The following is an 18,773-nucleotide window of genomic DNA, read 5'->3' on the forward strand; positions in this document are numbered from 1 at the left end:
GCGCGCCGTGAAAGCCCCGGAACGCCGCATACGTGGTTATGGGGTAGTCCCATCATCCATTCGGCGAATTCGGGGGCTAGGCGTGGCCGGTCGCCCTGTCCGGGGCGGGTGGGGGCAGGCGCCGGGCGGGTGAGTTGTTTTTAGGTGCGGGTTGCGGGGCGGGTGCCTTTTTTGCGGGGGTGGCTAGCCGGTGGGTACTCCCGTGATCGGCGCGGCCGGTTGCGGGGGTGGGCGCGGCTAGGGGTGTTGTCCGGGGCGGGTGGGGGCAGGCGCCGGGCGGGTGAGCGCCGCCCACTGGTCGAGCGCGGGCGCGTACTTGCCCCATCCGGGGGTGTCGACTCCCCGGGCTACGACCGTGCGGAGGTCGGGGCCACCCTGCTTACGTTCGTAGGGGCCGTTGGCGTCGGATACGCGGGGTGTGGGGAGTAGGGCCCCGCGCCCGCCGCGTGGCGTGGGCAGCTCGACGCGGCGGGCGCGGCCGGACCGCAGGGCGCCGCCGGTGGGCCATGGGTCGCGGTAGGGGGCGGCGTGCCCGCACCGGGCGGCGGCGGGGGTGTCCCACGTGCGCCGGCCGGGGTTCCAGATGGCGAGTGTCACGGCTGTTTCCTCTCTGTGTTGCGGGTGTGGGTACGCCCGTGATCGGCGCGGCGTCACGCCGGGCGGGGCGACGCCTGGTCGCCCTGTCCGGGGCGGGTGGGGGCAGGCGCCGGGCGGGTGAGCGCCGCCCAATCGTCGAGGGCGGGCCGGTAGGCGCCGCTGGTGATGTCGATGTGCTCGACGACATCCGTTAGCGACACGCTGTGTCGACCGGCGCGGCGCTTGTCGGGGTGCTGTGACCCGCCGCGCTGCGCCAGATACGCGTTAGGTGTCGGTAGCGCTTTCACGGGGCCACGCGAGGATGAAAAGGCGTTCCCGACGGTGCGGAGCACCGATGTCGGCCGCTCGGACGCTCGTCCATTCCGCGTCGTACCGGATTTCGGCCAAGCTAGCGAGTACAGCGCCGAGTGCCCGCACTCGCGGCCAGTCCCCGGGACCTCCCATACAGACCGGGCAGGGTTCCATGTCGCTATCGTCGGCTTTCGCATGTCGTAGTCCTCCCACGTTTTCGATGTAGACGAGTTGGGGGCGTAGCGTCGCGATAGCGGCGGCTACGTGTGACCAGATGCCGGACCGTGTTTCGGCGCCCATTCCTTTCTTGAGTCCCGCTAGTGATACGTCCTGGCAGGGGAATCCTGCGCATAGGATGTCGACGGGCGGCACCTGCGCCCAATTTATGCGGGTGATGTCGCCTAAATTGGGGACGTCCGGCCAGTGGTGGGCGAGGATCGCGGCGGCGCCCGGGTCGGGGTCGGCAACCCAAAGCGGTTCCACCGGGAGCACTTCGGCTACGCCTATTTCGAGGCCGCCGTAGCCCGAACAGAGCGACCCTAGGCGCATCGGTTGTGTGTCATTCACGCTGCGCCCCTGGTGAGGCGCCGGAATCGCGCCCGGTCGACGCGGGCGATATGGGCCCACGTGGCGACCAGGACGACGCCGGTGAGGGCGTGAAGCGCGCCGTTGAACGGCGCGTCGAGGGCGAGTGCCTCGACGATTCCGGCGGCGGCGATACCCGCGCAGAGTGCCATTGCAGCGCGGGGCGCCCACACATACCGGGCGCGTAGTCGCCGGACGCGGCGGGTCGTCATCGGGGCGGGGATGGCATGGGGGCGTGCATGGGGCACAGGTCCCGCCCACTGTCCAGACTCCAGCCGGCAGTGCGGGCGACGCGGCGCGCGACCCGCCGGGACACCGCCCACAGGTATTGGCGGCATTGCGGCGCGTCGCAGGTGATGGTGTAGCGGCGTTCGGTGGCCATAGCGGCGGCCTTTCATGGCGTGTCCCTAGGGGGGTGGGTGGTGGGCGGCGGGGGCGTCCTGGTCGTGCTGGTCGCCCCCGCCGCCCTTGCCGGTCGGATCGGTTTAGAACGGTGGGGTTTCGCTGGTCACAGTGGGCGCCGCCGGGGCGGGCGGCGCGGCCGGTCCGGCGGTCAGGTAGCGGCGCGCTGCCTGCCTATCGGCGTCGGAAGGGTCAGCGAACGTCCACTGAAACGCCCCCTTCTGAGACGGCCCCTTGGTGAGGCGGGCGAGTGTGCGGCGCCCGGTCCCCACGCGGGACCGCAGTTGTCCCTGTAGCCCGCCCTGAAAAATCCAAAGCCCTTCGTAGGCTTCGCCGGATCCGTCGGGGGTGATGCGGACGACGTCGACCACGGTCACATCTGATTTACCGGTGCCGTCTTTAGAGAAATCGGAGGGAATGTCTTTGAGGATTTCGGTGGCGGTGATGAGCAGTAGGTCATTCTCAAAGTCGGTGATCTTCAGTTTGGGGGGTGGTGGCGCGAAGTCGTCGATTTCCGACATTGGTTTTATCCTTCCGGTTCCGCGGTGCAATTATCGGCAATCGGTTATGGCTGTTTGGAAAAGGCGGATGATGTCGGCCTTGTTTTGGGCGTGGGTGTCGTTGTAGGCGGGGACGGTAACCGCGTCGTCGCCGGTGATCCGCCGCGCCGCCGCCTCTAGGCGGTCGTGTGCGGATAGAAGGCTGTCGCCGGTGAATGCGTGCCCCATTCGGCGGGCGGTGACCTGCGCACGGAATAGGGCACCCATGGCGCAGACGCCGCCATCAGCTTCTCGAAGGGTGGCGTGTTGGATCCAGGGCCGCATGCGCACCTCGGCTAGTCCGGCCACGAGGAACGCCCGCGCTTCTGTGCTCACGTCTGACCCCCGAGAAGTTGCGCCTTCCGCGTCGCGCAGTGGTTGAGTAGCCGGTCATCCCATTGGGACGCGGCTACGGCGTCGACCCAAATTGTGTGCAGGTCGTCTACGGTGCGGGCCGTGTCGATTCTGTTCGTCCAGTAGGTTGCGCTTTCAGTGGCGGGTCGCCGTTCTGTGAATGGCTCCGCGGAGGTCGCGAAAGAATGCACTTTGAGCATGGCGGCGAAGACGTCCAGTAGGCCGGTTAGATCTGCTTCGTGTAGTTCGTATGTGTCCGGCCGGATACGCAATATCAATGCGCGCGAAATGTCCACCGCGGGCATGATTTCCTCAACAATTTTGGTGCGTTTATCGCCCGTCCTTTTGAGGACGCATTCGCCGTTGGCGTAGGCGGCGAGTTGCACTGCCCACTCGGCGTGGGGGCCGGTTCTGCCGGTCTTGTAGTCCGTGATCAGCGGTAGGCCGGCGTAGGCGGGCAGCGACATGACCGCGTCCGCCGTACCGCCGTACCCCATGGTGCGGTTGAGCACGGTCATTTCGGTGTGCGCGATGGTGGGGCGCCAGTCGGCTCGGAATCGTTCGTACTGCCCGAGCATGGCTTTCACGTCGTGGGCGAGGTCGGCCGGTGGTTCCTCGCCGTGGGCGTGCCGTTCGGCGAGGTCGTGAAGATCGCTACCTCGGACGGCGGCGGCGTGGGAGGTGTCCCGGGGTGCGCGGGCTAGCCACGCGGCGGCGGATTCGGGGCCGTCGAGGCGCACCCGCCGCGATAGTTCGGCGAGCTGGTCGACCGCGCGTCCGGCGGTCTGGGTGGCGTACCAGCCGGTGAGGGCCGGTTTAGCGAGTGCCGCGTCAATGACGGTGGTGACGGACGGGTACCGGCCCCCGTTGACGGTGTCGATGTAGTACCGGCCACGGCGCGTGATCGTCGAGGCGGCGGGCGCGGTCACGACGTCCCGCCATCGGGGGTCGAGGGGCGCCAGTGCCCCTGGTCGATCTCGCGACGGACACGGCGGCGCGTCGCCGTGACGTGCGCATAGGACAGCCCTAGCCGCGTCGCGCACTCGCGGACGGACAGCCCATCGCGGCCGATCATGGTTTGGGTGATCTCGTACAGCGAGTAGCGCGATAGGCGCTGTGTCTGCGCCGCGTCCCGGTCGACTGCTAGGGCGCCTCTGCGGTCGCCCTCAGTCGTGGCACCCCATATCCCGCTCTCGCCACGGCGGGACGCATAATCCCGGCAAGGGGTCTGGTAGGGGCACCGTGCGCATATGGCTTTCGCGTGGCGCTCGTGGACGTTTAGGGAGTGCGGGGTTTCGGGGAAAAACAGGCTCGTCTGTCCGGTGCATTCGGGCGGGTCGGCGTCGATGTCAAAGCGGGGGTAGTCATACATTGGTGCGCCCGTGGATTCTCGTGAGGCTGGTTCGGGTTAGGTGTCGGCGTTGAGGGCGGCTTTCAGTAGCCGCGTGAAGGTGGCGCCGTCGAGGGTGACGAACCAATCGGCCGGACTGCCCTTGCCGCGCCGTTTGTGCCATACGGCGCCGTAGTCGGCGTGACCGTTGGCGGTTTCGCGTCGGGTTTCGTCCAGCCATGCGGCTAGCTCCGTGCGCGCGTGGGCCTTGACTTCTATGACGACGCCGACGATTCCGGCGATGTCGCCGGCGTCGAGGCGTCCGGCACCGGCGCGGCGCTCGACATGGGGGAACCCTGCGCCCCGCAGGTAATGAACGACTGCGGTTTCGGCTGCTGTACCTTTAGCGCGTTCGCGGCTCATGACGCGCCCCTGGGTGAGATTCTCGGCTCATTGGACGCGCCGTATTGCACGGAGTCATCTAGGTGAAGCGTCAACAGGTCATCTAGGCGGGCGTCGCCGTCTTGGGCGAAGGACTCCCAGATGGCGGCGATGACGCGGCCCCCTGCGGTGGCCCCGTGCATGGCCCGTGAAAGGGTGGCGGCGCTGATACCAAGACGGTCGGCCGTGGCGGCGTCCGTGAGGTAGCCGTGACGGCGTGCGACGACCCGCAGGTGGTCGCTGCGGACACGCACAAGGGGATATTTCGGACAAGTGGGCCTCATGTGGGTCAGCGTGATCGCACAGATTGCGTGTACGCAAGGCCGCAAGAGCGGTGATCCAACCCCGGTTCCGGTGGCGGACTTTACAAGGGTTGTGGACGGTCCGCAGACGGACTGAAACCGCCTGACATGCAGGAACGATGGCCCCAGTTTGTTACGTCCATGTTTCACATGGTGACAAGATCAGCCCTAGTCAGGGGGGTTGACCCGTACGTAAGTGATCGCTAGCGTCCGTGACCCAGTGCAAAACGGGCACGGTGCATTGACTGACCGTAACCCGTAGCAGGTGGGGGGAACGACATGTACGAACCCAAACGATGGATGACCTTCTTGAGCGAGGCCATGCGAGACGCTGGCGTGACCGGCGTCCCCGAGCTGTGCAGGCGGGCCGGTATCAACCCCAGCCTAGTTTCACGCTGGGAGCACCACGAACGCCAACCAGGAAACCGCGCCCTGCGGAAACTGGCTCCGGTTTTGAATGTGTCGGTGCGGAAATTGCTGGTCGAGGCGGGGCATTTCAGTGAGCACGAAATGCTAGGCGGCGAGGACGCCCTGAGTGAGATTCTCGCCTCACCAAAACTCACAGATCGTCAGAAGCTAGCCCTATTGAGCGAGTGGCGCAAACAAGAACGTGAACGCGAACTCAGGTTCTCTGACACTGTGGAAAGAATGCTCGCATGGGCGGGCAGGTCGGAGGAATCGAGGCAATCGCCTTGACTTCCCGTAAAGACATTGATCAGCTCATCAAGCGGATTAATGACACCCCCGGATATGTGGTTCCCGACGACCGCACCTCCAGTTCGCACCGGCGCGCATACCGGGCGGATGCGCACGGGCAACCGGTGGGGCACGGGGTGACGCTCCCCGGAACTCCGTCCGATCACAATCAGCTTCACACCACCCGCCGCAAATTGCGTCGGCACCTTGGGTGGAACGATCCGATAGCAAATAACCATCAGCACACTAAAAAGAAGCGGCGCACGAGAGGTCAGCAGATGCCACGGCTAGGTGAAATTGCGAAGGTCCGTTTCGACGACGGAACCTCTGTGTCGACCGTGCCCCCTGCCCCGTCGCCGACGCCCAAACCCGCCGAGGCGAGCGCGACGACCAGGACGACGCGTCCGGCGGCGCCCGAGCGGCCCCCCATCGGAAAGGCAACCGTCCGTGACGCCGCGCGCTACATGTGGTGGCACCTCCAGACCAAAGCAGCCGCCCATCCCAAGAACGCCACCACCCACGCCGGTAAACCCGGATGGCGGTGGGCCGGTCGTATCGGGGACGAAATGAGGGAGGTGTACCCGGAGCTTTCCGCCCTGAGCAAGGCCGATTTCAATTACCTTCTGAACCGGGTTCGGGCGATTCTTGTCGAGTCCGGCCGCCTGGTCAGTATCAAGGCCGGTAATCCCGTGGTCCCGTCCGTGTATTTCATTCAGAGAGACCAGGGCGTACCGGCGCACACCGCCGTACCCGCTACCGTCGCGCCCACCCCCGCCGCTCCCGCTCCGCCGGCCGTTTCGGCACCGACCGGCGCCATGTCCGACACCGACACGAGCGGTCGCAAGGGGGTTACTTCGACCGCTCCCGACCTCGCGCGCAATGACGCGCAGAATTCCAGGCGGATATCAGTTGAGGATCTGCTCGGATTCCTCGGCGAGCATGACACCCTGCTACAAGAACGGCGGGAAGTGGAACGTTTCGCCGTCGAGGTCATGAATTATTCGGAGCAGCTTACCCGGGCGGCGACCGCCCTATTGGAAAGGCTGAGGGGCGAAAGGCATGACGGTCCGATGTAGCCGATTCTACTTCATGGCCATCAGCGCACTTATGGTGGCGACATTCGCAACGTTCGCCGTGGATTGGATGGGCTATGACCCGCCCATCTGGTTGATTGATCTGCGGTGGATTTTCCTGGCCGGTGAGTTTCCGACGCTGTGGACGCTCTTTATCGTCCGCCGTTTGGAAACGAATGCGGAAAGTTTCCGGCTAGGCGTCGCGGTAGGCCAGCAACAGACCGGCCTACCGGCATCAAACGTGGGATCGCCCCCACGCCACAACAGGGGATAACCCCCGGAAAGGAACAACCCATGACCGCCGAACTCCTGGCGACCCCCGACACCCACGAAACCGAAACGCGTCAGGGGGTGATGTACGACCTCACCGGCCCCGGGGGTGATGTCCGGTGGGATCCGGGCGACCCGGCGACGGTCGAGGCGGCGCGTGCGGCATTCGACCGGCAGGTGGGCGCGGGCGCGCTCGCCTACCGCACCGACAACCCCGACCACGGAGGCGAACAGATCAGGGAATTCGCTCCGGACGCCGCCGTGGTCGTGCTGGTACAGCCCCTCCAAGGGGGTTGATCATGCCGTGCGGGCGTCCCCATTGCGTGCAATGCGCGTGGACTGACCAGACACCGCGCACAGAGGCACAGCAGAAGGAAGCGGGCGAGTACCGCGAAAAGGCGTTCCACGTCCTAGCCGCGATCCTCGACGAGGATAACCGCGCGCGTCTGGAGTCCGGGAAGCACCTCGTCATCACGGGCTCTCACGGCGGACGCTACGCCGTACAGACCGGATACTCCGGAAACGTGTACCGGCTGGACGTCAAGGGCCAACCTTTCACCAGCTACTGCGCGCACCCGCCAATGATAGCCGGGACCCGTGATGTTCCGGTTCAGGTGGCGATGGTGGCTCAAATCCTCGCGATTCAAACGGACGAGATCGAGTTTCTCAGAGTCGCCTGCTAGAGGAGGGGGCGTGAAGAGAGCACGGGCGCCCTAGCGCGCGTCGAACCGAAACCGGGCGAGCGCCCCGGGCGGGACGGAGCCGACACCGGTTCCCCCCTTGCACCCCCGCCCGGGGCACTCCCCACAGGACTTCACAGACGGGCCGTGTCCGTCTGCGGCGCGGGGAAACTCAGGACAGGTTCCCCGCGCCGCCACACGGCCCCGGGCAGTGCGCCGGCGTCGCCGACGCCGTCTCTCTGGCCACGGGTAGAGCTGCACACCGCTACGTGCGGCGGCGGGCGTACCAGGGGCGGAACCCCCGCCACGCCGCACGAGACGAGATGAGCGCCCCCACTGGTCAGGGCACTGCGGCGCCGGATCCACGCCGACGCCGGCGCACTGCCCCCTCTATCGGCCGGTTCCCGCCCGTCGACCAGGCGGCGCCACCCCCGCTCATTCTCCAAGGCGCCCCGGGGGACGGCGGGAATCGGTCCCACTCCCCGGATCCATAGGTGAACCGATGGCCTGGTTTGGACTCGACGGAACCCTAATCACCCCGGAGCAGGCAAAAGCACTCATGGAAGACGTCGAGGCGCGCACAGCCGCTAGAGACGTCATCGCCATTCGTCCCGGGTTGACAGTCGAGGTGCGCACAACGTTCGTTGTGTACGCCGAGACCGACGACCAGGGGCACCCCACCACCCCGCTATGGGCAACACGCACCACCATCACGGAAACCTCCGTAGAAGGGCACATGACACAGCACGCGGCCCAGCAGGGGCATGCGGAGACGGTGAGCCGGTTCCGTGCCGCACCGGCCCGCGCGACCGAACCGGAGTCGTCCGGCGTCACCTATCCGACCGCACCGCACATCACCGCAGACGCGGCCGGTAGCCATGCCTCACGGCGATAACCCGGTGCGGCGCGCTGACGAATGGCGGCGCCGCGCGGAACAACTAAGGGCATATAACGAACATGTTGACCGCGAGATCAGCGGCCACGAAAAGGAGGTCAAACGACTCCGGGCGGAACGTGCCCGCAAGGTGAATGATTTCTACCATGCGAGCGGATACACGGTCGGGATGCTCGGTCGCCTGCTGAGACGCAGTCCGGCATGGGTATCCCTGCAAAACCAGATCACCAAAGGGAAACGGCCGTGATTGCCGACCAGGAGACGGCGCGGTATCTCGCGCGCCGGTGGGCGTCATGGTGGGGGCAGGCGGGTTTGCCAGCGGAGGGACGCCCCGACGCCCTTTATGCGCGTACCGCGCGAACACAGTCCGGCACCGGCGCGGGCGACCCGGTCAGTCTGCTACGCGAGTGGCTCGCATGGTGGGGTGCCAGCAACACCGCGCCGCCGGAAATGCCGGACGCTTTGAATGTGCGCACGGCCGGATTCCTCGCCCGGCGGGCACTGGTCGAGCTACAAGAATCGGGGATGCTGCCCGCCGGCGTGGGCGTGTGCCTGTTGTGTTTCCGTGTCGACGGCATCCCGGGCGCTTCGGACGGGATGTGTCGGCGATGCACGGGCGCGTTCTGCGGTACCGGCGTACTGAATCAGAAAGAGAACCGGTGATGTATTGGAGACCCGACACCGACGCCCACACCCCCAAACACGGCCCGCCCGACGCACAACAGATGACGAAAGCGATCCATGACGCCGCACGCTTCGTTCGCTATTGCCGCCTGGTCGAGGGGTATGACGCGCGCCGGACGACGGCCGCGAATGTGGCGGACATCCTCGAATCCGTCGACCAGGGCGACACCGCGCGGTTCGCCGGGACGCTGCTGTCTCCGGACACCCGCGCGGCACTCGGCCGACCGTCCCGGCGAACGCTATGGCGGGTCGCCAGAGCTAGCCGCCGTGGCGGGCACGCGTGAACGGCGCAGACCCGTTCGCTGAATGGCTCTGGTCCTATCTCGACCGGACGGCGCCGCAACAGGGGCGGGCGTCGTCTTGGTGGACGTGGACACGGCTGTACGGCGGCATCGCGGTCATGGCGCTGTGCGTGGGCGTCACCGTCCACGCCGCGCCGGGACCGGGCGCCCTGGTCGTCGGATGGGCGGTCGCTACGGCGGTCGGCCTCGACGTCACGATGCAGACCCTCACCCAGACGGAAGGCTACGAATGATTCCCGTAGTGATGTCGTGCCGACCCGTAATCACCCGCGCCTACCACGCCCGACTCCGGTCACTCGGACTCGACCCGAATCTAGAAGAACTCAACCCATCGCCCGCCCCAGGCTCGGAGCGGACGACGTGCCGCCGTTGCGGCTCCCCGATATGGCTAGGGCCAAAACAACAGAAGGCGCTACATGAGGCGCTCACGACAGACGAAGAAATATCCGTCACGATCGAGTGCCTAATATGCGCCTTTTTCGGAGCGCACCGGAAAGCGGGCCCCGCCATCGGCGTGTCCCTTTCCCGTGAATAGGGCGCCGGTGGGCGACCGGGCGTAATTGCCTGGGCTGGGCAATAGGTCGCCCACCGGTCAAATAAATGGCCCCGCGGAATCAATGGAGATTCGAGACATGGAAATCGATGGAACACTCGTCATCTGCGACGACCTTGGGCAAGGGCGGTTGCCCGGGTCCGAAACGGAATGTGTGTACTGCGACAGGGTGGTGCACATGCCGGACGCGGCGATAGAGCTGACCGGGCGGACAGCGGTCATTCCGATGTGTCCGCCCTGCGCGGTGATCCACCACCCCGACGACATCGTGAGAGTGCGCGGAATCTGCCCGCGTGGGATCCACGAGCCGCACACGGCGCATCTGCCGGTGCCGGCGGTCGCCGAGTACCTCGGCAGTCTCCGCGCGCCCGACGTCGCCGAGTATCTCGCGCGACTCAGGCGGGGCGAAACGCTCTAGGACGGCGCCCGCCCTACTGTCCCCGGGGGCGGGCGCAGGGGCCGCGCTGGTTCGCGTGTGCGCCCGGGAAGGTCTCTCACCCTGTCCCGGCGGCGCCCCGTCCGGCGCGGCCCCCCTGGCACCGTTCCCGGTCCCCGTGGGGAGCGGCGCCCGGGACGCGGGTGGGTGTGCGGTAGACGACCGCACCCCACCCGCGTTCTTGTGTGCCCCCCTCGACGCTCCCCGGCGCCCCCTCGACCACCGCCGTCGAGGGGGCATCGCTGTCTTTGAGGGCGGCTCGACCAGCTCTTAGCCGCGCGGCCGTGCGGTGGAACGAGGCGGTGGCCGTATCCGGTCACCGCTTACACATGCTTTGACCTGCGCGAACATCCTCCAAGAAAGATTCTTCGCCGAGATTTAGCTAATCTGAACCGTAAGGTTGAAACGTGCTGTAACGTAAGGCAGGCAAGACCGAACAGAGGCCAGGAACACCGTAACCGGCACGGAAGGTACCCAATGAAGATCAGCGTGAAGTTGACGGTAGAGCTGACCGCCGAAGACGTCGAATCCTTGAACACCGAATACGGGTGCGGAACATCCGCTCAAGAGATCCGCGATTTCGTCAAAAGTTACATCCTTAACGACGCGCAGCAATGTCCCGCCGGGGATTTCTGGACTGCCCGTCTCGCGTAAGGACGAAACGCGCGCTCATCACCGCGCGTCCGGCGCTCAAAGCGTCGCTGACGAGTCCTAGACGTCAGACACCCCCACGAAAGGACAGCCCGTGATTGACCTCGACTACATCGCCAGGGGCACACACCTGACGTCCCCCAATGGGGGGCGCTACTACGTGTCGGATTTCGACGAGGACGAGCGCGGTACTTACCTGTGGATCAAGCGCGACGGAGCTAACCGCCGTCGCCGTCTGTACCAGGACCAGGCGACCGGATGGGCGGTCGAGTCCGGCCCCGCCGAAATCGCCCCCCGCGTCAAGACCACCTCGGCGCCCGCCGTCGAGGCGGACCAGGCGCCCGCCGTCGAGGCGGAAACGGATTCGGCGCCGTTCAAGCGGGACGACCGCGTGACCTACCAGGGGCGGCCCCTGGTCGTCGTCCGCCTCGACACCCCCGGCAAGTTCGTGGAGATGGCCACCCCCGAATGGGATGGCAAGACCTCCCGGGGGCGCGGCATCTGGGCGCCCGTGGGTGACGTCGAGGCGTACGCCCCACCGCCACCCGCTACCGGATTTGCATTGCCCCGACTCGACGAGCACGCGCCAGACGCGTTCGTCGAATACCACGTCGAACAGTGCCGCAAGTGCGGCGAAATGGGACCGCCGGTCGACTGGGACAACAAGGACACGGACCCTAACGTTATGTGGGGGCACCGCCACCTAGAAGCCAACCCGGGCCACGACCGCGTTTACGTGTGGACGCTCACCCGGGCTACCGGCCAGAACATCGTTTTCCCTCGACGCGGCAAACGCCGCTGACAAGTTTCCGCAACCTCCATCACCACGAAGGGAAGCACAATGGTCTCCGAATGGGGCGTATGGTCAGACTTCGCCGGCGGGTTTATCTACGGACCCTGCGACTCGACCAGAGCAGCCGAAGCGGCGCGCGACGAGTTGATCGAACAGGGCGAGGATTCCGACGACCTGAGGGTGAGGGGCCTCTGCCCTGACCACTCCGACGAAGCGCAACCGGCCGACGCGTGCGAGGAATGCAATTGATCATCGACGCCGACCAGATCACCAGCACCGAGGTAGACGTGCGCGCCCACCGCCGGGACGGCAAGTGGCACGTCACCGGGTGGCCGCAACCACTCGACCGCAACGGGGCAATTACCGTGATCACCATCGCGGAAGAACGCGCCCGCCCTGAACCCGACTGGGCACTGATAGAAGCACTCGAAGCGGAACTTCGCTGACGCTTACCCTCGACGGCCCGCCCACGATCCACGTTGGCTCTAACGCCCGTGGGCGGCCGTCCGGGCGGCGGCGAGGGCGACCAGGCGGCGGGCGTCGCATGCCAGGATGACGACATGACCTCACCCGCGCCGCTCGACGATTGGCTACGCGCAGCGACCCGCGCTCTGGCAGACCAGGCGGCGCGGCTCGCTGACCGGTGCGAGCAAGCCGACCCGCCGCCCCCCGAAGCCATCGCCAGTCAGCTAGGGGAACTCATGACACAGGTTCAAGCACTCCGCTCGCAGATCAACATACGCACGCGGACACCCCGGGCGCCGGACATGGGAGTCTCTCAGGCCCGTACAAATTTCGCCACGCTGGCCGAATCCACCGTGGAACACGGCACGATCACCTATCTTTCGCGGCGTGGGCGGCGAATCGCGGCCGTTGTTCCGGCCGCCATAGCCGACGCTTTCGCGCCACCCGAAGCAATCACAGTCGCCGAAATGCAGTACGTTCGGGAAAACTTTGCGGCCACAGTTCGGCAGGCGGGCGAAGGTCGTTGCATAGTGGTAACGCATAAGTTGTCGGAAGGCGGGTTCATCGCTATCGTGCCGCCCGACCTACTAGGCAAAACCGAAGCGTAGGAAGGGAAAGGGAATCGAAATGGCGTACGTGATTCTCAACCCGGGGAGCATTACGAACCCGGGCGGCAAGTACACGGTGACGGACTATGACAAGTGGGTTGCCCACGCTAACGGGGACCGCAGCGCGTTCCCCGTCGAGGGCGAGTTCACGAGCTACGGCGACGCCGTGACACGGCGGGACGAGTTGAACCGGTCCTAGCCGGTCGGACGGAGCGGGAACAGGGCGCCACCCTTGACGGGGTGGCGCCCTTTTTGTGTCCGGGGTCGGGGGCGCCCCCTCGACCACGGGCGGCGCCTGGTCGACGTCGAGGGGCCGTCTGGAGCCGTCGAGGCGGCGCCCTGGTCGCCTCGACCTCGCCGGCGCCTCGACGGCCGGACAGCGAGGTCTGTTTAGTTTCGTTCTGGACTCACCAGACCCATGACGGCGTCCCGGAACCGGCTCTATCGTTGCCGTGGCCCCCGGGCGCGTCCCGGGGATGCTGGTTGGCATGGGTCGCGCCGCCCGGTCCCTCATTGTCCGTGCGGGGACCGGGGCGCGACCCATGTGAGCGCCAGCGGGCCATCACTCGCCCCGCGCGCTGACCGGTGCCAGGGTGCCTGGTCGACGTCGAGACGACCCGCCCCCCGCGCACAGGACGGCCCTAGCCGCCCTCGACGTCGACCAGGCGCGCGAAGGTGGGGCGCCGTCTCGACGGCGCCCCGGTCGACTCTGAATGGTCAGTCGCCCGTGATCAGCGGGGGTAGAAGGTCGCGGAGTCGGTCCCGCGCTTCCGGTGTGAGCGGCGGCGCCGTCCGCACGATTTCCTTGACCTCGCTGAGGTACCGCGCCTCATGGAAATCGGCGCGTGTCTTTTCGAGTGCCTCTAGGTTGTGCGGGTGCCAGCGTGAAAGCGCAGCTAGGCGGCCGGCTAGGTGGTCGCGTGCATGTTCGGGTTGCGGTGTCGCCATGGGTGCCCTTAAAGGTAGGCGTTCCAATGGCGTGGCCTAGTTCTGGGTGCGGTTATGGTTATCGGCATGGTTCCGGTGGCGGCTACGCCTGAGTCGGTGTGACTCACCGTCCATGCTCATGCCCCATGGCATGTGTATGCAAGAGCGGAACCCGCACAGAAGACCAAACACCCCCCCGGTAGGACCAACCGGGGGGGCGGGCGGGCATGTCTACGTTGCCGACGCCTTACGAACCCATCTGATACGCGCGGCGGCGGGCACTCGCCCCCCCGCGACAGGCGACCTCGTGACGCGAACCTCCCCGAGATACTCCGGGGTAAGAAGAATGCTTGCGACCTTTCGGCGCGTTTCGATCGGCGCCGCTTTCCAACGACGTTCGATGTCATCCCCCGGCGCCATGAGGTCACGCAGAGCCGAAGGGGTAGTTAGTTCCAGTTCACGTCGTTCTTTCGTGCCAATGTCCGTCTTGAGTTTTTCGATGAGACGGCCCATCATTTTGGCTTCACTGACCGATTCCGGTTCGTCGGATTCGGCCTTACGCAGCTCCGTGCGCAATTTCGCGAGGTCGTCGGCGATTTTCTGAAGTTCCGCCGTTTCCTTCGGCGAGATCGCGATGGTCTCGTAAATGTCAGGCCTGGAAAGATAATCCCAGATGGCGGCACGAAGAATCTCGTCGAGGCCGTCTTTGTCTGCGAGGCGGACACAGCCCTTAACTTGGCAACGGTATCGTGTGCCCTTTGTGTGGCTAACCGCGATACCGTTACCGCACACGTCACATTTGATAATCATCGTGAACTCGTGAACGGCACGGCCCGCGCGCGGGCTGTAGTTTTGGTGTTTGGGTCCGGCGAGTATCTCTTGCACTTTCCAGAACGTGGCCCGGTCAACGATATTTGGCCATATAGCCTCGATTAGCGTACCTTTATGGACGCGCAGACCGGTGTATGTCGGTTTAAGTGCGAGGTCCCGAAGGTGTTGTGGCGAGAACGGCTTTCCTCCTTTGTTTGTGATGCCGCGCGCTTCCCAGTCTGCGGCGATTCTCATAAAACCATGCCCCTTTTTGAGTCGGTCGAATAGCTCCCAAATGATGGGGGCCCGCTTCGGATCCTTGTCCCAGTTGATCAGGCGGCCGGTTCGTTCATCATAAACGGCCTTGAATCCCCAGTTTGGGGCGCCGTGCGGGCGACCTTCGGCAGCGTTCGAGGCGACGTCACGTCGGATCCGGTCACTTGTCTTGCCGGACTCGTACTCGCTATCCACGGCATCTTCTAGGAGCGTACGACGGTCGCGCGGGTTGGCGGGGTTGTAGGTTCGTCCGTGCGTTTTCACCCGCACGAGTACGCCCCGTTCTTCTAGCAGGTCTAGCAGGGTGACCCACTCGCCCACGCGGCGGGATCCTCGCGACGACTCCCATAGGTAGAGGATGTCAGCGCCGAAGCTGTCCGTCTGAAGTTCGGCGAGAAGTTCGGCGAACCCGTCCCGCTTCTTTGTGGTGTAGCGGGACGCGGACACGGCCTCACGCTCGGTGTACGGGTCGCCGAGGATGATCCCTAGTGCGGCGGCGTCCTGTTCGATCTCGCCGTTCTGCTGCTGCGGTGATCGCATGCGCCCGTGACGGTCCTTCGACACGCGAAGGTACGCGCGGCCGGTGAAGATGGCGGCGGCCGTCGGGGCGGCGGCATGTAGGTAGTCAGGGCTGGTCACCGGGGGTTGCACGTCCGCAGGAGTGAAGATCGTGGTCGGCATAAGTCGAGGGTACGTCTAAGAAAGTTCGGCATCCAGCGCGCTCGTGGGCTCGTCGAACAGCAGCACCGAGGGGTCCATGGCGAGCGCCCGCGCGATCGCCACCCGCTGCTGCTGGCCGCCGGAGAGCTGCCCGGGCCGCTTGCCGGCGTGGTCCTTCAGCCCGACCCTGGCGAGCAGCGCGCGGGCGTCGCGCTCGGCGTCCGCCGCGTCCCGCCCGAGGACGCGGACCGGCCCGAGCATCACGTTGTCGAGCGCCGACAGATGCGTGAACAGGTTGAAGTGCTGGAAGACCATGCCCATGCGGCGCCGCAACCGGGCGGTGTCCTTCTCCGACGACTCGTGCAGCCGTCCGCCGCGCGGCTCGTACCCGACCAGGATCCCGTCGACGAGCACGAAACCCGCGTCCACCCGCTCAAGGTGGTTGACGCAGCGCAGCAGCGTGCTCTTCCCGCTGCCGGACGGCCCGAGCAGGCACACCACCTCGCCCGGCGCGACCTCCAGGTCGATCCCGCGCAGCACCTCGGTGCCCGCGAACGCCTTGCGGATGCCTCGCAGGACGAGGCTGCCCCGGGCGCTCACCGCCGTCCCCCGAACGCGTTGCGGACGACCCGTCTCAGCAGCCCGCCCTCGGCCTGCCCCCGGACGACCCGCTCCAGGAAGTACTGCCCGGCGCTGGAGATCGAGACGAGCACCAGGTACCAGATCGACGCCACCATCAGCAGCGCGATGACCTGGTAGTTCATCCCGTAGATCTGCTGGGAGCGGGTGAGCAGGTCACCGCCGCCGATCACCGACACCATCGACGTCCCCTTGAGGATCAGGATGAACTGGTTGCCGAGCGGCGGCAGGATCACCTGCACCGCCTGCGGGACGGCGATCCTCCGTACCGCCCGCCCCCGCGTCATCCCGATCGTCAGCGCCGCGTCGATCTGCCCCTGCGGCACGGCGAGGAACCCGCCGCGGATGATCTCGGCCATGTACGCGGCCTCGTGCAGCGCCAGCCCGCACAGCGCGGCGACGAACGGCGTGATCACATGGTTGGTCTCCGCCGTCCACCCGAGCCCGGTGCCGGGCAGCCCGACACCGAGCCGGGGGAACAGCAGCGCGAGGTTGAACCAGAAGACCAGCTGGACCAGCAGCGGCGTGCCCCTGAAGAACCACACGTACGCCGCGCCGACCGCGATCGCCACCGGGTTGCGCGACTGCCGCATCAGCGCCAGCACACCGCCGATGAGCAGCCCGGACACCATCGTCGCCGCCGTCAGGACGAGCGTCACCCCGACCCCGCGCAGGACCGGCTCGGCGAACAGGTAGTCCCCGACCACGCCCCAGTCCAGGTTCGGGCTCCGGGCCACCTTCACCACCAGCCACGCCGCGAGCCCGGCCAGCACCACCCCCGGCACCCACCGCGCCACGACCGCTCGCCGGGGGACGATCGTCAGCGTGTCCAACCTGTCCAGCAGGCTGTCGTGCCCGTCGGCTCCCACGTCCGGATGAGAAGCCACCACAGGGACACCCCCTCGCGAAGGGCCGCGCGACGTCCGGCGGGAGGCCGGGAAGACGCTCGGCGACCGGCGCCGGGCACCGCCCGGCGATTTCGCGAAACGCTAATCAGCGCCCGAACAGGGGTCTTGTCACCGGTGGCACGCAACTTGGCCCCGCTTGCACAAGTACCATCCGGCGCCGCTCGACCCCCCGGTCAGGCGGGTGCCCGATCCCACGAGACGTGTTCTGTACCGCCTTTCACCCCCTCAGGCGCGAGGCGAGGACGGAAGCGGAAAATGATCGGATGGGTGAAACCGCCGGGATGCAGGCCCGACATACCCGTATCGACGGCTCACACCGAGAGCCCCGCATTCAGCACCGACGACGTTGGGAGTCCCCGTGAGATGGCTGCCGCCCGAGGAGTACGTGCGGACCCTCCCCAATGCCACCATGTACGCGGCCCTGTACTTCACCGACACCGGGGGCGACCCTTTCGCCCTCCGGTCGGCGCACGGCGTGGAGACCTGGCAGTTCCCCGGCGGCAACGTCGAGCACGGCGACACGACCCCGTTCGCCACGGCCGTGCGGGAGTGCCGGGAGGAAACGGGGATCGAGTTCGGCGGACCACCGACCCTGCTCCTCACGCACTTCATCCCGCCCCGCCCGGGTTGGCCGTGCGCGAAGATCGGGTTCGTCTTCGACGGAGGAGTGCTCACCTCCGCCGAGCTCGACCGGATCGTCCTGGACGCGTCCGAGCACACCGATTGGCTGGTGCAACCCCTCGGCACCTGGAAGACGATGATGAGCCCGCGCCTGTACACGCGAATTCACGCCCTGCACGAAGCGCGAAAAGGACGGTCCGCGGCGTTCCTCAGCGAACCGTAGGCTCAGGCCCCGCCGCCGAGGACGCAGAAGTCGTTGCCCTCGGGATCGGCCATGACCGTCCATGAGACCTCGCCCTGGCCGAGGTCGACATCGGTGGCGCCGAGCCCCCGCAGCCGGGCCACTTCCGCCGCCTGTTCGTCACGGGAGTACGGCAGCAGGTCGATGTGGACGCGGTTCCAGTAGGCCCTCTCGCCGGACTTGCGGAGGAGCTCCAGATACGGTCCGACACCCTGGGCCGAACGCAGCACCGCGTGCTCGTCGGTCACCTCGACCACGGCCCAGTCCGTCGCCTCACCCCAGAACCGCGCCATGGCCCGCGGGTCGGCGCAGTCGACCACCACCGCGGCGATCGGCCCGGTGTCCTGGTAGACGGGCCGGGGCTCCAGGACGCAGAACACGTTGCCCTCGGGATCGGCCATGACCGTCCACGGAACGTCCCCTTGGCCCACATCGGCGGGCGTGGCGCCGAGCTCCGTCAGGCGCGCGACCAACTCCGCCTGGTGCGCCTCGGACTTGCTGGCGAGATCGAGGTGAACCCGGTACTTCACGTTCTCGGGATCCGGAACGCCGACGAAATCAACGCACACGGCCGCGGGGTCGGGCCAGTCGAACCCGATGGGCTCGACGTTGGTCACGCCGGGCGCCTCGTGGGACACGCCCCACCCCAGCGCGTCCGCCCAGAACCGGCCGAGCGCCACGTCGTCCCCAGCCTTGAAGTTCACCTGAACAAGCTGCAATGCCATGGGTGCTGATCATAAGCCC

28 protein-coding genes and 1 pseudogene are annotated in these 18,773 nt (G+C 66.6%); 16 read left to right on the forward strand and 13 right to left on the reverse strand.

The annotated features are described in order from the left end of the window. Positions 1 to 237 precede the first annotated feature (237 nt). The 9 genes from KLI87_RS35795 to KLI87_RS35835 all read right to left on the reverse strand — a co-directional run bounded on the left by KLI87_RS35795 (position 238) and on the right by KLI87_RS35835 (position 4,521). Complete coding sequence (locus KLI87_RS35795; RefSeq protein WP_214620572.1) at positions 238 to 597, reverse strand: hypothetical protein; 360 nt, start codon at positions 595 to 597, stop codon at positions 238 to 240. Positions 598 to 650: 53 nt separating this feature from the next. Further along, a complete protein-coding gene (locus KLI87_RS35800; RefSeq protein ID WP_214620573.1) occupies positions 651 to 797 on the reverse strand; it encodes a hypothetical protein in 147 nt (48 codons plus the stop codon). A gap of 64 nt (positions 798 to 861) precedes the next feature. After that, positions 862 to 1,437 carry a DNA cytosine methyltransferase gene (locus KLI87_RS41975; protein ID WP_374225498.1) on the reverse strand — a complete coding sequence of 192 codons (576 nt, stop codon included), beginning with the start codon at positions 1,435 to 1,437 and terminating at the stop codon, positions 862 to 864. A 14-nt stretch (positions 1,438 to 1,451) separates the two neighbouring features. Next, the gene (locus tag KLI87_RS35810) at positions 1,452 to 1,685 is read right to left on the reverse strand and encodes a hypothetical protein (protein WP_214620575.1); all 234 of its coding nucleotides are present in this window, start codon (positions 1,683 to 1,685) and stop codon (positions 1,452 to 1,454) included. Between the two features lie 273 nt (positions 1,686 to 1,958). Continuing rightward, positions 1,959 to 2,396 carry a hypothetical protein gene (locus KLI87_RS35815; protein WP_214620576.1) on the reverse strand — a complete coding sequence of 146 codons (438 nt, stop codon included), beginning with the start codon at positions 2,394 to 2,396 and terminating at the stop codon, positions 1,959 to 1,961. Positions 2,397 to 2,426: 30 nt separating this feature from the next. Then, entirely contained in the window at positions 2,427 to 2,750 is a 324-nt protein-coding gene (locus KLI87_RS35820) for a hypothetical protein (protein WP_214620577.1), read from the reverse strand. Continuing rightward, positions 2,747 to 3,697, reverse strand: coding sequence for a hypothetical protein (locus KLI87_RS35825; RefSeq protein WP_214620578.1), 951 nt, complete (start codon positions 3,695 to 3,697; stop codon positions 2,747 to 2,749). The genes KLI87_RS35820 and KLI87_RS35825 overlap by 4 nt, the downstream gene beginning before the upstream one ends. After that, complete coding sequence (locus KLI87_RS41980) at positions 3,694 to 4,140, reverse strand: WhiB family transcriptional regulator (protein WP_214620579.1); 447 nt, start codon at positions 4,138 to 4,140, stop codon at positions 3,694 to 3,696. The genes KLI87_RS35825 and KLI87_RS41980 overlap by 4 nt, the downstream gene beginning before the upstream one ends. A gap of 36 nt (positions 4,141 to 4,176) precedes the next feature. Beyond that, a complete protein-coding gene (locus tag KLI87_RS35835) occupies positions 4,177 to 4,521 on the reverse strand; it encodes a hypothetical protein (RefSeq protein ID WP_214620580.1) in 345 nt (114 codons plus the stop codon). Between the two features lie 629 nt (positions 4,522 to 5,150). Between KLI87_RS35835 and KLI87_RS35840 the strand changes: the two genes are divergently transcribed. From KLI87_RS35840 to KLI87_RS35910, 15 genes are all read left to right on the forward strand, one after another. Further along, positions 5,151 to 5,537 carry a helix-turn-helix domain-containing protein gene (locus KLI87_RS35840; protein WP_214620581.1) on the forward strand — a complete coding sequence of 129 codons (387 nt, stop codon included), beginning with the start codon at positions 5,151 to 5,153 and terminating at the stop codon, positions 5,535 to 5,537. Further along, positions 5,498 to 6,613: a hypothetical protein gene (locus tag KLI87_RS35845; RefSeq protein WP_214620582.1), complete on the forward strand. Its 1,116-nt coding sequence runs from the start codon at positions 5,498 to 5,500 to the stop codon at positions 6,611 to 6,613. Before KLI87_RS35840 ends, KLI87_RS35845 begins: the two co-directional genes overlap by 40 nt. A gap of 291 nt (positions 6,614 to 6,904) precedes the next feature. After that, positions 6,905 to 7,177 (forward strand): hypothetical protein, encoded by a 273-nt coding sequence (locus KLI87_RS35850; protein ID WP_214620583.1) that lies wholly within the window; start codon positions 6,905 to 6,907, stop codon positions 7,175 to 7,177. Between the two features lie 2 nt (positions 7,178 to 7,179). Further along, complete coding sequence (locus KLI87_RS35855; RefSeq protein ID WP_214620584.1) at positions 7,180 to 7,563, forward strand: hypothetical protein; 384 nt, start codon at positions 7,180 to 7,182, stop codon at positions 7,561 to 7,563. Positions 7,564 to 8,062: 499 nt separating this feature from the next. Then, the gene (locus tag KLI87_RS35860) at positions 8,063 to 8,455 is read left to right on the forward strand and encodes a hypothetical protein (protein WP_214620585.1); all 393 of its coding nucleotides are present in this window, start codon (positions 8,063 to 8,065) and stop codon (positions 8,453 to 8,455) included. A 243-nt stretch (positions 8,456 to 8,698) separates the two neighbouring features. Beyond that, positions 8,699 to 9,118, forward strand: coding sequence for a hypothetical protein (locus KLI87_RS35865; RefSeq protein ID WP_214620586.1), 420 nt, complete (start codon positions 8,699 to 8,701; stop codon positions 9,116 to 9,118). 62 nt (positions 9,119 to 9,180) lie between these two features. Further along, on the forward strand, positions 9,181 to 9,423 hold the full coding sequence (locus KLI87_RS35870) for a hypothetical protein (RefSeq protein ID WP_214620587.1): 243 nt from the start codon (positions 9,181 to 9,183) through the stop codon (positions 9,421 to 9,423). Then, complete coding sequence (locus KLI87_RS35875) at positions 9,420 to 9,674, forward strand: hypothetical protein (protein ID WP_214620588.1); 255 nt, start codon at positions 9,420 to 9,422, stop codon at positions 9,672 to 9,674. Before KLI87_RS35870 ends, KLI87_RS35875 begins: the two co-directional genes overlap by 4 nt. Before the next feature lie 399 nt (positions 9,675 to 10,073). Then, positions 10,074 to 10,412 (forward strand): hypothetical protein, encoded by a 339-nt coding sequence (locus tag KLI87_RS35880; protein ID WP_214620589.1) that lies wholly within the window; start codon positions 10,074 to 10,076, stop codon positions 10,410 to 10,412. A 495-nt stretch (positions 10,413 to 10,907) separates the two neighbouring features. Then, positions 10,908 to 11,084 carry a hypothetical protein gene (locus KLI87_RS35885; protein WP_214620590.1) on the forward strand — a complete coding sequence of 59 codons (177 nt, stop codon included), beginning with the start codon at positions 10,908 to 10,910 and terminating at the stop codon, positions 11,082 to 11,084. A 91-nt stretch (positions 11,085 to 11,175) separates the two neighbouring features. Continuing rightward, on the forward strand, positions 11,176 to 11,883 hold the full coding sequence (locus KLI87_RS35890; protein WP_214620591.1) for a hypothetical protein: 708 nt from the start codon (positions 11,176 to 11,178) through the stop codon (positions 11,881 to 11,883). 39 nt (positions 11,884 to 11,922) lie between these two features. Continuing rightward, positions 11,923 to 12,123 (forward strand): hypothetical protein, encoded by a 201-nt coding sequence (locus tag KLI87_RS35895; RefSeq protein ID WP_214620592.1) that lies wholly within the window; start codon positions 11,923 to 11,925, stop codon positions 12,121 to 12,123. Further along, positions 12,120 to 12,320, forward strand: coding sequence for a hypothetical protein (locus KLI87_RS35900; RefSeq protein WP_214620593.1), 201 nt, complete (start codon positions 12,120 to 12,122; stop codon positions 12,318 to 12,320). The genes KLI87_RS35895 and KLI87_RS35900 overlap by 4 nt, the downstream gene beginning before the upstream one ends. 114 nt (positions 12,321 to 12,434) lie before the next feature. Further along, positions 12,435 to 12,947 (forward strand): hypothetical protein, encoded by a 513-nt coding sequence (locus tag KLI87_RS35905; protein WP_214620594.1) that lies wholly within the window; start codon positions 12,435 to 12,437, stop codon positions 12,945 to 12,947. A gap of 19 nt (positions 12,948 to 12,966) precedes the next feature. Then, positions 12,967 to 13,146 (forward strand): hypothetical protein, encoded by a 180-nt coding sequence (locus KLI87_RS35910; protein ID WP_214620595.1) that lies wholly within the window; start codon positions 12,967 to 12,969, stop codon positions 13,144 to 13,146. A gap of 959 nt (positions 13,147 to 14,105) precedes the next feature. Here the strand turns inward: KLI87_RS35910 and KLI87_RS35915 are convergent. The 3 genes and pseudogenes from KLI87_RS35915 to KLI87_RS35925 form a co-directional block, all read right to left on the reverse strand. Further along, positions 14,106 to 15,641, reverse strand: coding sequence for a recombinase family protein (locus tag KLI87_RS35915; protein WP_214620596.1), 1,536 nt, complete (start codon positions 15,639 to 15,641; stop codon positions 14,106 to 14,108). 21 nt (positions 15,642 to 15,662) lie between these two features. Next, positions 15,663 to 16,220, reverse strand: a pseudogene (locus KLI87_RS35920) (amino acid ABC transporter ATP-binding protein); the annotation flags it as partial. After that, the gene (locus KLI87_RS35925; protein ID WP_308166460.1) at positions 16,217 to 17,128 is read right to left on the reverse strand and encodes an amino acid ABC transporter permease; all 912 of its coding nucleotides are present in this window, start codon (positions 17,126 to 17,128) and stop codon (positions 16,217 to 16,219) included. The gene KLI87_RS35925 and the pseudogene KLI87_RS35920, both read right to left, overlap by 4 nt. A gap of 397 nt (positions 17,129 to 17,525) precedes the next feature. Between KLI87_RS35925 and KLI87_RS35930 the strand changes: the two genes are divergently transcribed. After that, positions 17,526 to 18,011, forward strand: coding sequence for an NUDIX domain-containing protein (locus KLI87_RS35930; protein ID WP_214620598.1), 486 nt, complete (start codon positions 17,526 to 17,528; stop codon positions 18,009 to 18,011). Between the two features lie 2 nt (positions 18,012 to 18,013). On the opposite strand, the gene KLI87_RS35935 is transcribed toward KLI87_RS35930, so the two are convergent. Beyond that, a complete protein-coding gene (locus KLI87_RS35935) occupies positions 18,014 to 18,754 on the reverse strand; it encodes a VOC family protein (RefSeq protein WP_214620599.1) in 741 nt (246 codons plus the stop codon). Positions 18,755 to 18,773 lie beyond the last annotated feature (19 nt).

The organism is Actinomadura sp. NEAU-AAG7, assembly GCF_018603865.1.
GTDB lineage: Bacteria > Actinomycetota > Actinomycetes > Streptosporangiales > Streptosporangiaceae > Spirillospora > Spirillospora litoris.